Genomic DNA, 12,813 nt, shown 5'->3' on the forward strand with positions numbered 1-12,813 from the left:
CTACCGCAGGAGAATCCTGCTGTCCATGCTCGCGTCTCTCGGCGTGGCGTCGACCGACGGCGCCATGGCGAAGCTTGTTCAGCCGTTTATCGACAAGCTGATCATCGCCGGGGACCGTGACCTGATTCAGCTTGTTCCGTTGATTGTGATCGGCCTGGCGGCGTTCAAGGGGTTGTCCCGGTATGTTCAGCAGTATTATATCCTGACCGCCGGGCAGCTGGCGATCCAGGATCTGCGCAACCAGGTCTTCAAGCACCTGATGTCCCTGTCGATGCGGTTTCATTCCAGCAACGGGACCGGCAGTATCATGTCGCGGGTACTCAATGATATCGGCATGCTGCAGGCTTTTCTCGGTGATGTCCTGGTGATCATCCTGCGGGAGAGCTTTACCCTGGTGGTGCTGGTCGGGCTGGCTTTTTATACCGACTGGAAAATGGCCCTGATCGCTTTCACCGCGCTGCCGGCAACGGCCCTGCCGGCGGCGCTGCTGGCGAGGCGCATCAAGGCTTACGTGAAGAAGAGTCAGGGCGCGATCGCGGTTCTGACTACGGCGCTTGAACAGGCCTTTTCCGGCATCAAGGTGATCAAGTCCTTCGGGACCGAAAAGGACCAGGTTCGACGCTTCTTCGACAAGAATCGCTCCTATTACAATTTCTGGCGCAAGGTCATCAAGTATGATGCCGCGTCGTCTCCGGTCACCGAGCTGCTGACCTCCCTCGGCGTCGCCGGGGTGCTCTGGTACGGGCTCAACCGGGTGCTGGCCGGAGAAATGACCCAGGGTCAGTTGTTTTCCATTGTTGCCGCCATCCTGATGATGTATGGACCGGTCAAGCGGCTGGTCAGGGTCAACAATGTCTTCCAGTCGGCGATGGGGGCGGCCGAGCGGGTGTTCGAACTGTTTGAAGCGCAACCGGAGATTCTCGACGCGGAAAACGCCGTCCGGCTTGACCGGGTTCGGGGTGAGCTGGTGCTGGAGCATGTCTGCTTCAGCTATGACACCGCTTCACTGGAACCGGTTATCCGCGATCTGTCGCTCACGATCAAGCCGGGAGAAATGGTGGCCCTGGTCGGGCCGAGTGGCTCGGGAAAAACCACCCTGATGGGGTTGCTGCTGCGGTTTTTTGATCCCGATTCAGGATCGATCCGGCTTGACGGCCATGATCTGCGGGAGATCAGCGCCGAAAGCCTGCATCGTAATCTGGCCATGGTCGACCAGGAGGCTTTTCTCTTCAACGACACCATCGCCAACAACATCAGCTACGGCAGCGCCGAGGGCTCTCTCGACCGGGTGCGGGAAGCCGCCCGCCAGGCCTATGCCGATGGGTTTATCGAGGAGCTTCCCGACGGCTACCAGACTGAAATCGGTGACCGTGGTCTCAGGCTGTCCGGCGGTCAGCGGCAACGGATCAGTATTGCCCGTGCCGTCTATCAGAACGCGCCGGTGCTGATTCTCGACGAGGCGACCAGCGCCCTGGATACCGAAAGCGAGGCGATTGTCCAGGAGGCGCTCAACAACCTGGTGGAGAACCGGACGACGATCGTCATCGCCCACCGGCTCTCGACGGTGAAACATGCCGATCGCATCGTCGTGCTCGACAAGGGAGTCATCTGCGAAATCGGCAGCCACGAGGAACTGCTGGCGCGGGGTGGCATGTACCGCCGACTGCATGACATGCAGTTCAAAGAGGATACTGATGGGTCGTTGGACTGAGCGCCTGGCCGCGGCCTGCGTTCCGGTGCTGGGGTGGGGAGCCATCAACCTGATCCACGCCAGCCAGAAAACTGAGCTTCTGGGCGTTGACCATGTCCGGGAGCAGTTCGCCAGGGGAGAGCGTATCATCATTTCTTTCTGGCACGATCAACTGCTGCTGATGGTCAAGGGCTATCAGCATGTCAGGAAGGGCGTGGCGGATGGTGGCGGCGCGAGGATCCTGATCAGTTCCTCGCAGGACGGCGAATTGATCGCCCGGACGATGAAACTTTTCGGCCAGGGAACGGTTCGCGGTTCGTCCAGTCGGGGCGGCAGCCGCGCGTTGCGGGAGATGGTCAAACTGATGCGCGAGCCGTTTGACCTGGTTTTCACCCCCGACGGTCCCCGCGGCCCCCGCCACCAGGTCAAGCCGGGCGTTGCCCAATTGGCCAGGATCTCGGGCCGACCGGTGATCCCGATGGCTTACGTTACCAGCCGCGGGCATCGGTTTTCTTCCTGGGACCGTTTTCTGCTGCCGGCACCGTTCGCCCGCGGGGTTTTTTCCTTCGGTCCGCCGATCTGGCATCAACCGGGCGAGCAGGCCGAAGCCTTCTGTGAGCGGCTTGCCCGGTCCATGGCGGAGAATGAGGCGCGGGCCGTTTCACGACTGGAGGAACGTGGTGTATCTGCTGTATGACCTGCTGCTGATTCTGGCGGGCCTGGGCCTGATCCCCTATTACCTGCTGCGCGGCTTGAAGTATGGCAAAAGCCGTCGCGGTATCCGGGATCGACTTGGTTTATACGCCGCCGGGCACCTGGCGCCGCTCGACGGTCGCAAGGTCATCTGGGTCCACGCGGTCTCGGTCGGTGAAACCCGCGCTGCCGTCCCCCTGCTGGAAGGCCTGCGCCGGGCACATCCCGACCATGCCATCGTACTCAGCAATGTCACCGAAACCGGTCATGCCATCGCCGCTGAACTGGACTGCGTCGATCTCTGCCTGTTTTTCCCCTTTGACATTTCTGTTGTCATCCGCCGGGTTCTGGGTCGGATCAGGCCCGAACTGATCGTGCTGGTCGAAACCGAAATCTGGCCCAATTTCGTCCGCCTCGCCCATCGCCGGGGTATTCCGGTCGCGCTGGTCAACGGGCGGATATCCGATCGTTCCTATCCGCGCTACAAGCGTTTCCGCCTGTTGCTCCGGCCGATTCTCGACTGCATCGAGCTCTATGCCATGCAGACCGAGCTGGACGCCGAACGCATTCATGACCTCGGCGCCGGGCGTGACCGGATCGGTGTTTCCGGTAATCTCAAGTTCGACATGGGTTCGCCGGTTTTCGAAACCGGCGAAACGGATCTTTTCAGAACCCTGCTCGGCCTGGCTCCCGAGCAGGTTCTGCTGGTGGCCGGCAGTACCCATGACGGCGAAGAAGAGCTGCTGGTGCAGGCCTATCGATCATGCCTGGAGACGAACCCCGGTTTCCGCCTGATGCTGGTGCCCCGGCATCCCGAGCGGACCCCGGAGGTGGCGGGGATGATCACCCAGTCCGGTCTGCAGACCCGACTGCGCAGCCAGTGCGAGGGCCTGCCCCTGGACGCAGAGACGATCCTGATCGGTGATACCCTGGGCGAAATGCTGAAGTTTTATGACCTCGCCGACATTGTTTTCGTCGGCGGCAGCCTGGTTCCGGTCGGCGGGCATAACATTCTCGAAGCGTCTCTGTTGCAGAAGCCCGTGCTGTTCGGTCCGCACATGAATAATTTCCGGGAAATTTCCCGACTGGTGCTGTTCGCCCGAGGCGGTCGGCAGGTCAACGACCTTTCCGACCTGGTGCGGGTACTAAACGAGATGCTGGCTCACCCCGAGCAGAGGGAGCGTATGGGGCGGGCGGGAAAAGCTCTGCTTGATCGCCATGCCGGTGCCACGGATCGTAGCCTGGAACTGCTTTCCGTGTTGCTGGAGCGGCGGGGATGAAGTTTGCCCGCTGGTATCGCCGCTTTGCCATCGAGGGGCCGGAGAAGGGGGTTGAGACCCTGCTGTTTACCCTGCTGCTCCCCGCCTCACTGGTCTACGGATGGGTCGGCAGAGCGCGGGTGTGGTTCTTCCGTAATGGCTGGTTACATTCTTACCGGCCGCCGGTGCCGGTGGTTTCCGTGGGCAACCTGGCGGCCGGTGGAACCGGCAAGACGCCGATGGTCGCCTGGCTGCTGGACTGGGCACAGCGCCAGGGGGTGCGTGCCGCTGTTATTTCGCGAGGTTACGGTGGGAGGCGTCACGACGGGGTGTTGACCGTCTGTGCCGGCAACGGGCCCCTGGTTTCGGCGACCGAGGCGGGAGACGAGCCCTGGCTGCTGGCCTCGCGTCATCCGCAGGCGGTGGTCGTGGTCGGCAGCGACCGGGTCGGTTGCGCCGAGTGCGCGGTCCGGGAGCATGAAGCCGAACTTTTGCTGATCGATGATGGTTTTCAGCACCTGCGGTTGCAGCGTGATCTCGACCTGCTGTTGCTTGACGCCCGGCGGCCGTTTGCCAACGGCCGGGTTCTGCCGGCGGGTTATCTGCGGGAACCGGCCAGTGCCCGGCAGCGGGCCGACCTGGTTATCCTCACCCGTTGGCATTCCGGAGTGAAGCTTCCCGCCACTCTTGACGACGCGGTTCGTGCCCGGCATTGCCCCGGTGACCCGTTGCTCGAACTGCGTGGTGAGAAGGTTCCGGTGAATGCCCTGCAGGGGCGTGCCGCCGCCTTTTGCGGCATCGCCGACTCTGAATCGTTTTTCAACCAGCTGCGCGAGTTGGGGTTTCGGCTGGAGACGACGCTGGCTTTTGCCGACCATTGTGACTATTCTCCGGCGATTCTTGATCAGGTTGCCGGACTGGCTGAAAATATTGATTTTTTCCTCACCACCGAGAAGGACGGTGTTAAACTGGCTGACACTGACCTGCCCCGTCCCTGCTACCAGGTGCCGTTGCGCATGGAGTTTGTTTCGGGACAGGAACGGTTGGAGGGGCTGCTCGAAGGATTGCTGAACAAGGATGATGGTCAGACCATGCCGCTTTCAAAAGATCTGCTCGAAATTCTCGCCTGCCCGCAATGCAAGGGCCAGGTGCACTGCAACGAAGATCAGACCGCGATTCTCTGCGATCATTGCCGGCTCAGCTTCCCGGTTCGGGACGAAATTCCGGTGATGCTGATCGATGAAGCCCAATCCCTGCCCGGAGGATCTGCACCCGGCGAATGAAGGCTCTGGTTCTCAGCGACGGTAAACCGGGACATGTCAACCAGTCCCTCGCTTTTGCCGAACTGTCAGGGTGTGATCATGACCTGGTCGAAGTCCGGACTCGCGGCAGACTGGCCAAAGGCCTCGGCTACCTGTTTGACCGTTGCGGTGTCTATTCCTCTTCGCTGTTTACTCCGGTGACCTGTGACGGGCATTACGACCTGGTTGTCTCTGCCGGTTCCGAGACCTATTACGCCAACAAGGTGCTTGCCCGGCAGTTGCGGGTCCGTTCGGTGGCGATCATGCTGCCGCGGGGGTTTCGCTATGATTTCAACCTCATCCTCGCCCAGGAGCATGACAACCCTCCGTCCAGGGACAACTTGGTCTCTCTGCCGATCAATCTTTGCCGCGTTTCACCTCAAGGTGTTTTCCGTCCCGAACCCGATCGTCGTTATATTTCCCTGATTATCGGCGGCAACAGTCGCCATTGCCGTCTGGACGCGGCGGCGCTGAAGGTCCGGGTCGAGGAGATCTTTGCCCTTTTTCCCGCGGCGGACAAGCTGGTGACCACCTCCCGGCGAACTCCGGACGAGGTGGAACGAATGCTGGAAACGTTCGATTTCGCCGACCGGGTGATTTATTCCCGGACGCCAAAGAACCCGATCCCCGATTACCTCGCCTGCAGTGAACATGTTTTTCTGACCGGCGACTCGACCTCCATGGTCAGCGAAGCGGTCAGTTTCGGGAACGGTTGCGTGGAGATATTGCCGGTCGATTATCGCCGTCCGGACAGCAAGATTGCCGCTATGATCAGTCACCTTGAGAAGAGGGGGCTGTTGCATGTCTTCGATGGCTCCCTCGGTCATTGCCGCGACAAGATTGACCTTCAGCAGTTGCTCAAGGGGGTGTTGTGATACACGTTGTGCAGGTGTTGCCGGAACTGAACGAAGGAGGGGTTGAGCGGGGAACGGTCGAGTTGAGCCGCGAACTTGTCGCCCGGGGAATCTCCAGCACCGTGATCAGCAACGGCGGCCGCCTGGCCGAGGTCATCGAGCAAGACGGCGGGCGTTATTGCCGGCTGGATGTCTGCAGCAAGAACCCCCTGACGGCGCCGGCGCGCATCCGCCGGCTGCGCCGCCTGCTGATGGAGCTGCGACCCGATATCCTGCACGCCCGCAGCCGGGTTCCGGCCTGGCTCTGCCAGCTCGCCAATCGTTCCCCGCGGATCCCCTTCGTCACCACCGTGCATGGCTTCAACAGTGTCAATGCCTACAGCCGGGTGATGACTTTCGGCGACAAGGTGATCTGCGTCAGCGGGGCGATCAGGGATTATGTCAAACAGCACTACGGAGTGCCCGATGCGAAACTGGTGGTGATTCCGCGCGGGGTGGATCTGGAGTCCTTCAATCCCGACAATCTTGACCGGGAATTCATGGCCCGTTTCCGGGCCGACCATGGGCTCGAAGGCCGGTGGGTCGTCACCTCCGTCGGGCGGATTACCCAGCTGAAGGATTTTGAAACCTTCATCGACGCCATTGCCGGACTGCGGAGGGACATGCCTGATATCCTCGGGTTGATTGTCGGTGGTGTCCGCGAGGATAAACGGACCTACCTCGAAGTCCTCAAGCGACGGGCTGGGGATAAACAATTGGCGGGACACCTGCTGTTCACCGGCAGTCAGAAAAAGATCGCGGAAATCTATGCCTTGAGCGATGTTGTGGTTTCCTCTTCAAAGAAACCGGAAAGTTTCGGTCGGGCAGCAGCTGAAGCTCTGGCCATGGAGGTGCCGGTGATCGCGACGGCTCATGGGGGAGTGCTGGATATCGTCCTGGACGGCAGGACCGGTTTTCTTTTTGCTCCCGGAGACTGTGACGAACTCGGTCAGCGAATCCAGGCGGCCCGCGGACAGACTTTCCGGGATCTGCGGCAGTATGTTGCGACGAATTTCAACCTTGATCTGATGGTTGAAAAAACGGTCTCTGTTTATAACGAGTTGTCGGTGAGACGGGAAAACGGGATCTGCTGAACTGTTGAATGATTTTTTGTCATTCTCCTGAATCCGTGAGTTCCTTGTCGGCGGACAGCACAAGTCATTGATCTTCCTGAGCTTGCCGGTAATAGCGCCGGCGATGCCGCCGCCGCTCAAGCAGCGTCCGCAGATGAAACAGGTGGAAGGTCGTTGACCGGTAGAGCCGGATGCGTCTGGCTTTCGGGATCTGCCCCGGAAACTCCTCCTCCAGTTTGATCGGAAAGGGGACGACGCAGGCGGTCCTGAAGCCGAAATCCCAGTCCCTGTCCAGCGCGACATCGTAGGGAAGACTCATCGGCAGCATTCCGTTGACGCAGCATTCGGCCGCATGTCGGTTGAGGAAATAGGCGCCGGTGTTTTTCAGCACCTTCAGATTATAAGCCAACTGGTGGCATCCGTTCAGCTGGGCGAAAGGGAGAAAGTCGCCTTCCCGCGAGGATGTCAGGCGCAGCATGTCCCAGTTCTCGCCGTGCGTTGTCGCTTCGGTCAGCAGCGGGATGATGTTTTCCGGCAGGCTGACGTCATCTTCGAGGATCAGCGCGTAGGGCAGGTCGGACTGCAGAAAGGTCCGCATCGCCTTGATATGGCTGAAATAGCAGCCGATTTCCCGCTTGTTGGTTTCCTTGCCGGTACGGACTTGGTAACGGTGCTCGTCATAATTCGCAACCGGTTCGTTGAGCCGGTCGCCGTAGACCCCCTCGATGCGGGTGTAGGGGATGGTGGAATGCTCCAGCTGCTCGCGCATATGTTCCCAGCGGGCGGTCGCGTGTTCCAGGTTGATGACGTAGGCATGAAAATTCATGGTTTTCCTTCAAACAAAAGTTTCGGAATCAGTTATGAGCCGTGAGTCCCGACCCGTCTCACATCTCCCCGGTCACCTAGTAAGCTTTTCAGTCTGATCCATCCGGTGCAGCAGGCAAGATAAAATTTCCACAGACCGCGCGTGACCGGATAGATGAGGCGCATGCCTCCTTCAAGACGTACGGTCTTGTCCCAGCGCAGATTGTTGTCCTGGCTGTCGATGCAGGACGGGGATTCGTCGTTGGGCAGCACCGGTGACGGGGCGACCGCCAGGGTTCTGAGCCCGGTCAGCCAGACCGCTCCGTGCAGGGTGTCGATGGCCAGCCAGTTTTTTTGCGTCATCCGGCTCAGGCGTTTCGCGGCCTTCAGGTTGAGCATGTAGCCGTAGGCGCCGCCGGGGATGCCCAGCTGCCGGGCCAGCATGGCCGAGGTCCCCTCCAGGGGGCGGATGGAGCGCGTGGAGCGATAGTTTTTGTCGCGCCCGAGAAAACGGACCAGATCCCAGTTGTCGGCGATCCGTGCCAGGGCTTCGATGACTTCGGGAAGTTCTTCGGTAAGAATCGAGTCGTCTTCGAGGACGACCGCCATCTCGACCTGCAGTTCCTGCATGTGTCGGTAGACATTCCGGTGAGCCAGGATGCAGCCGAACTCTCCCTGCGACAGGTCCCGGCCGTAGAAGAGCCGCCTTTTGATCGGCTCGTAGTCCGGATGATTCTCCAGTTTCAGGCCGCGGCCGTCCACGCCGCTGATAAATTCAAAAGCCAGTCCGAGTTCCCGCAGCCTGGCGCTGATGGTCTGCTGTCTCTCCCTGGCGTGATCCAGGGTGATGACATAGATCGGGCAATGTCGTCGGGTGGTGTGCATCAAAACTCCGTGGGCGGCGTCAGTACATTTTGCGGCGCGGCAGAAAACGGTGCCAGAAGCGTCTCCAGGCCCGGCGGCCGTTGCGGAAGGCCTGCAGGTGCGGGCGGTGATACATGTCGAACAGTTGGCGTTCCCGTTTCTGCCCCCAACGGCTGCGGTTGCGTCGATAGGCCGTCGGCAGCGGCTGGTCGAAGATGTTGGCGAGGAACCGGGCATAGGTTTCGGCCCGCAGTGCTTCCGGCTCCTTCCCGTCCCTGAACCAGGGCGCCTGCAGCATCTTTTCATAGCGGGCGGGGTCCCGGTCGATGCGCGCGACCTCTTCCACCACCTCCTGCAGGGAGGCGAAGTTGTGGCAGTTGACGAAGGCATCGGGGTTGAAGATCTCGCCGATGCCGGGGTCGCCCCAATAGATCGGGATCGCGTTGGCGGCCGCCGCCTGGGCGAATTTTTCCGTCAGGTAGCCGGGATGGGAACAGTTCTCGAAGGCGATGACGAACTTGTGCCGGGACTGAAACGCCAGCTTGTCGGCGACCCGGCCGCCGACATTGTTGCGCCAGAGTCCGCCCGAGTTGACCTGTTTGTACCGTGACAGCAGCTCGAAAATCCGCACGCGTTCCTCGGCACTGCTGCGGGTATTGGACATGACGTAGGCGCAGAAATCGGTTTTCTGCTCCAGGATCTGCCGCGGCTCCGGGCGCGGGCAAGTCAGCGTCTCGTAATCGTGGCGGTAGAGTCTGATCAGCGGCAGCCAGATAGCGCGGTCGGCAAAGGAGAGCCGTTCAAAGGACAGGGCGTAGTCGCTGATGGCGAAATCGGGAGTGACGTTCTCGCCGGTGACAAAGATCCGTACCCCGCTGTATTTCAGCACGTCGTAGCCGTCGATGGAGTGAAAGACGTAGTCCGCGTCCCGGTCGTCGGTCCATTCGAACCGGTAGCGGTCCTGAACGAATTGCAGGATATTCTCGACGAAGTCGCGCTGCGAATCGGCAACGGCGATACGTTTGACGGGTTTGCTCATGACGTTCACCCGGGGGACTGAGACCATGGTTGATGACGTGAGGCGCGCATCAGGATTCGTACCAGTAGTCCCTGATCCAGGGGGTGGGTCGGCAGGCCTTGTAGATCCGCTTCCAGCCGCGCGCGGCCTTGCGGATGTTCGGCGGCGACCAGCGCCCGGCCAGGGCGTCATGGATATCGGGATGGCCGTGAAAGGCGAGTACCTTGGTTCCTTTTTGCGGCAGTGACGGGGTCTGGAAATGCCGCATGAAGGCGAAGGGCAGGCAGTGGAAGCGGAAGGACTGGAACCACGCCTCGGGCCAGAAGTTCAATCGGCCGTATTTTTGAATCACCATGGCCGACAGGTATTCCTGTGACGCCGTCCCGTACTGTTCGATAATGGGATCGGGATCAGCTTCGAAGGTTTCGCGGACAGACCCCAGGGTACCGACAACAAAGGAATAGCAGGTGGCCTGGCCGACGCGGTCCCCCTTGCTGTTCCAGTCATTGATGATGTAGAACTTGTCCCCCTCGGGGTAGGCGAACAGCTCATCGAGATCGTCCATGATCAGCACGTCGAGATCGAAGAAGAAGACCCGCTGCCCGGTCAGTCCGCCGAGATCATCGGCGCAGAGTCCGGCCTCCTTGCGGTAGGCATAGCGGTTCTGGTGGGGGCTGATCCGCATCGCCGGTTCGGGGTGCCGGATGATGGCGGGGTTCAGGTCCGGCAGGTCCTCATTGCTGAAAAGGTGGAAGTTGACCGGTCGGCTGGTGTTGCGTCGGATCATCGCGAAGAGAATATTGACATCCTCCTCGCTGTAGGCCTTGCCCCAGAGGATGCTGATGATGTTGACGGGTTGCTTTGCAGTCATGTCGGCGGCCTGGGGATGCGAACTGTGTAATGATGTCTGACTGTCGGGAAATTCAGCGGAATACTCGCACACTTTTCAGCAAATTTCCAGTTTTCCAGGCAGCGAAGGAGAGGAAGTCGGCCGGGTGCCGCATCCGCATCAGCCGGCGGTTGTAGATCACGCCGCCGGGACTGCTTCCGGTGTTCTCATGGTCGAGAATGATCCTGTTGATCATGGCGGGAAGGTTGTATTCGTCCATCACCAGCCGTTTTGCCTCCAGCACTGCCTCCCGTCGGCGTTCATATTCGCCTTCCCTGGACAGAAGTGAACGGATGTACGCCAGGGAGCCTTCAAAATCGTTGATGTCGATGGGGAGCAGGCTGTCTTTCGGGAAGTAGTCGAAGACATTCGGACAGCCGCAGTAGATGGGGATGGTTTCGGCGAGAAAGGCGTCAGCCAGTTTCTCCGTCCACAGGTGCGGGCCGATCTGGTTTTCTACCACCAGGTGAAATCGATAGGGGTCGAGCGCCTGGTGCTTCTTCTCGACGAAACGGACGCCGTGGCCGAAAATCTCCAGCTCCGGCAGCTCCTTTTTCAGCTTCCAGGTGAAGTCATAGCGCCGGGCGTGCATGGTATGGGGCTGCCGCTTGGAGGAACAGACGGTGGAAATCAGCTCTGATTTCGGGAGCTCGGCGGTCTCTTTGATTTCGTCATAGCTCTTGCCGTAAAACCAGATATTGCCGGTCTGGGAACGGATCGCCCGAGGGTGGGGCAGCGCCCACTCCTCCTGGTTGGTCAGCAGGTGCCCGAATTGCGCGGCAAAGGATTTGCCGTAGCGGGTTACGGAAGAAGGTTCGGAGGTCACCAGGATGGTGTTGTCTCGCGGGCAGGCCAGTTCCTCCCGCTTGCCGGGCATGATCCGGGGAATATCGTCAACAGCGACCAGCCAGTCGTAGTCACGCGCGAAGGGATCGGATGTGAACACGCAGCGATCCCAGCGGGGAGTCCGGCCCGGGCATTGGGCGGTCCATGGGAACCCTTTTTCCTTTCCCCAACGGGTAACGAGTTTGACGCGGATAACGGATTTAGAATTTGCCATGCGCATTATTTGTTTGCTAGAGTCGACTGGCTTTACGAGGGCCCTGCTATCTTCAGTTTGCAGGCACGTCTCATTCTGTCTTAAATGAGGATAGTACTTATAAGGCCGTGCCCGCCGCATTGTCAAATATTGATGGCGTCGCAAAAACTCACCAGCAGCTGCGTTGCTGCGTTTATCTCGCTGCTTCGACGTACGTAAGTACGCCTCATTGTTCGATAAACGCGCGTCTCGCTGATTGCGCTTTTTGCTTAGCCAACATCATTTTGGTTTTCTTGCGAAAGCATCAAATATTGAATCTTCCGGTTTTGTATTTCGGGTTGATCTTGAGGATTTGTCATGAGTTTGCCGCTGCATTCCGTCTGCATCCCTTCCTACAACCATGAGCGGTACATTCTTGACTGCCTGAACAGCGTCAGGCGTCAGACCTATCCCCGTCTGGAACTGATCGTCGTGGACGATGGTTCCGCCGATCAGACTTTCAACCTGGCCGAACAGTTCGTGGCTGAGCATGCCGACAGGTTCGAAAGGGTCGAGTTGTTGCGGCAGGCGAACCGGGGGATTGCGCCCACCTGCAACAGGTTGCTGGACCTCGCCCGGGGAGAATGGTTCCACCTTTTCGGGTCTGACGATATGCTCTATCCGGAAAAAATTGCCGCCGAGTGGGAGGCGTGCTGCCGGTGGAGAGAACCGAATCTGGCCCTGGTGCATGCTGACGCGGAGTTGATTGACGCGGAAGGGAATGTTGTCGGACCGCACTGCTCATCCTGGAAAACCGAGGAACCCGTTGCCAGGGCTTTCGAAACCCTGCTGCTGAATAACTACATCAAGACTCCAACCGCGATGGTGCGTCGGGATGCCCTGGTGGAGATGGGGGGCTATGCTGAAACATTCACCATCGAAGATTATTTCAGCTGGCTGAAGCTCTCCAGCAAATTTCTTATCGGGAAAATAAACAAGGTTGTCTGCGGTTATCGATGGCATGGCGGCAACTATAGTGCCGACAAAAAAGAGATGCTCAAGGAAACTATCGCCATCCATCATAAATTTATAGAAGAGTTCGGTGATAACATCGACAAGAATGTATTGATGAAATGTTATCAGAAAGATGTCAGACGAGTCTGGAGATGGGCTAAGAAGGAGAACAGAAATCTCCTGCCGGTGATGACGAAAAAAGTTCTGGGTAGCTATTTGTTCTGTCCAGATAAGGAAAATTTTAAGCGTTTAACCGGTTTTCTCCAGATGGGTTGATTCTTTAACTTCTCAGCAGTT

Annotated in this window: 12 protein-coding genes; 7 read left to right on the plus strand and 5 right to left on the minus strand. The window is 59.3% G+C overall.

The window, feature by feature from the left end; translation table 11 throughout:
* Window positions 1-25 precede the first annotated feature (25 nt).
* The 6 genes from C2E25_RS04850 to C2E25_RS04875 are packed head-to-tail and all read left to right on the plus strand — an operon-like array spanning window position 26 to window position 6,930.
* A complete protein-coding gene (locus tag C2E25_RS04850) occupies window positions 26-1,711 on the plus strand; it encodes an ABC transporter ATP-binding protein (RefSeq protein ID WP_103114660.1) in 1,686 nt (561 codons plus the stop codon).
* Complete coding sequence (locus C2E25_RS04855; RefSeq protein ID WP_103114661.1) at window positions 1,695-2,387, plus strand: lysophospholipid acyltransferase family protein; 693 nt, start codon at window positions 1,695-1,697, stop codon at window positions 2,385-2,387. Before C2E25_RS04850 ends, C2E25_RS04855 begins: the two co-directional genes overlap by 17 nt.
* Window positions 2,371-3,663, plus strand: a complete 1,293-nt coding sequence (locus tag C2E25_RS04860; protein ID WP_158247125.1) for a 3-deoxy-D-manno-octulosonic acid transferase — start codon at window positions 2,371-2,373, stop codon at window positions 3,661-3,663. The genes C2E25_RS04855 and C2E25_RS04860 overlap by 17 nt, the downstream gene beginning before the upstream one ends.
* Complete coding sequence (gene lpxK / locus C2E25_RS04865) at window positions 3,660-4,925, plus strand: tetraacyldisaccharide 4'-kinase (protein WP_103114663.1); 1,266 nt, start codon at window positions 3,660-3,662, stop codon at window positions 4,923-4,925. The genes C2E25_RS04860 and lpxK overlap by 4 nt, the downstream gene beginning before the upstream one ends.
* The gene (locus C2E25_RS04870) at window positions 4,922-5,818 is read left to right on the plus strand and encodes an ELM1/GtrOC1 family putative glycosyltransferase (RefSeq protein WP_103114664.1); all 897 of its coding nucleotides are present in this window, start codon (window positions 4,922-4,924) and stop codon (window positions 5,816-5,818) included. The genes lpxK and C2E25_RS04870 overlap by 4 nt, the downstream gene beginning before the upstream one ends.
* On the plus strand, window positions 5,815-6,930 hold the full coding sequence (locus tag C2E25_RS04875; RefSeq protein WP_199177364.1) for a glycosyltransferase family 4 protein: 1,116 nt from the start codon (window positions 5,815-5,817) through the stop codon (window positions 6,928-6,930). Before C2E25_RS04870 ends, C2E25_RS04875 begins: the two co-directional genes overlap by 4 nt.
* A gap of 64 nt (window positions 6,931-6,994) precedes the next feature.
* On the opposite strand, the gene C2E25_RS04880 is transcribed toward C2E25_RS04875, so the two are convergent.
* Genes C2E25_RS04880 through C2E25_RS04895 form a run of 5 tightly spaced genes read right to left on the minus strand, consistent with a single transcriptional unit; the run spans window position 6,995 to window position 11,430 of the window.
* Window positions 6,995-7,735 (minus strand): glycosyltransferase family 25 protein, encoded by a 741-nt coding sequence (locus C2E25_RS04880; protein WP_103114665.1) that lies wholly within the window; start codon window positions 7,733-7,735, stop codon window positions 6,995-6,997.
* A 32-nt stretch (window positions 7,736-7,767) separates the two neighbouring features.
* Window positions 7,768-8,598, minus strand: a complete 831-nt coding sequence (locus C2E25_RS04885) for a glycosyltransferase family 25 protein (RefSeq protein WP_158247126.1) — start codon at window positions 8,596-8,598, stop codon at window positions 7,768-7,770.
* A 19-nt stretch (window positions 8,599-8,617) separates the two neighbouring features.
* Window positions 8,618-9,616: a glycosyltransferase family 10 domain-containing protein gene (locus C2E25_RS04890; protein WP_158247127.1), complete on the minus strand. Its 999-nt coding sequence runs from the start codon at window positions 9,614-9,616 to the stop codon at window positions 8,618-8,620.
* A gap of 49 nt (window positions 9,617-9,665) precedes the next feature.
* Window positions 9,666-10,466 carry a hypothetical protein gene (locus tag C2E25_RS17445; protein ID WP_158247128.1) on the minus strand — a complete coding sequence of 267 codons (801 nt, stop codon included), beginning with the start codon at window positions 10,464-10,466 and terminating at the stop codon, window positions 9,666-9,668.
* A 52-nt stretch (window positions 10,467-10,518) separates the two neighbouring features.
* Complete coding sequence (locus C2E25_RS04895) at window positions 10,519-11,430, minus strand: glycosyltransferase family 10 domain-containing protein (protein WP_158247129.1); 912 nt, start codon at window positions 11,428-11,430, stop codon at window positions 10,519-10,521.
* 450 nt (window positions 11,431-11,880) lie between these two features.
* Between C2E25_RS04895 and C2E25_RS04900 the strand changes: the two genes are divergently transcribed.
* A complete protein-coding gene (locus C2E25_RS04900; protein WP_103114669.1) occupies window positions 11,881-12,792 on the plus strand; it encodes a glycosyltransferase in 912 nt (303 codons plus the stop codon).
* Window positions 12,793-12,813: the final 21 nt, after the last annotated feature.

The sequence above is a fragment of the Geothermobacter hydrogeniphilus genome, assembly GCF_002898515.1.
Taxonomy (GTDB): Bacteria; Desulfobacterota; Desulfuromonadia; order Desulfuromonadales; family Geothermobacteraceae; genus Geothermobacter_A.

Coding starts and splice junctions, on each gene's coding strand:
- C2E25_RS04850 (WP_103114660.1), top strand. CDS start 26: ATGCTCGCGTCTCTCGGCGTGGCGTCGACCGACGGCGCCATGGCGAAG.
- C2E25_RS04855 (WP_103114661.1), top strand. CDS start 1,695: ATGGGTCGTTGGACTGAGCGCCTGGCCGCGGCCTGCGTTCCGGTGCTG.
- lpxK (WP_103114663.1), top strand. CDS start 3,660: ATGAAGTTTGCCCGCTGGTATCGCCGCTTTGCCATCGAGGGGCCGGAG.
- C2E25_RS04870 (WP_103114664.1), top strand. CDS start 4,922: ATGAAGGCTCTGGTTCTCAGCGACGGTAAACCGGGACATGTCAACCAG.
- C2E25_RS04880 (WP_103114665.1), bottom strand. CDS start 7,735: ATGAATTTTCATGCCTACGTCATCAACCTGGAACACGCGACCGCCCGC.
- C2E25_RS04885 (WP_158247126.1), bottom strand. CDS start 8,598: ATGCACACCACCCGACGACATTGCCCGATCTATGTCATCACCCTGGAT.
- C2E25_RS04890 (WP_158247127.1), bottom strand. CDS start 9,616: ATGAGCAAACCCGTCAAACGTATCGCCGTTGCCGATTCGCAGCGCGAC.
- C2E25_RS17445 (WP_158247128.1), bottom strand. CDS start 10,466: ATGACTGCAAAGCAACCCGTCAACATCATCAGCATCCTCTGGGGCAAG.
- C2E25_RS04900 (WP_103114669.1), top strand. CDS start 11,881: ATGAGTTTGCCGCTGCATTCCGTCTGCATCCCTTCCTACAACCATGAG.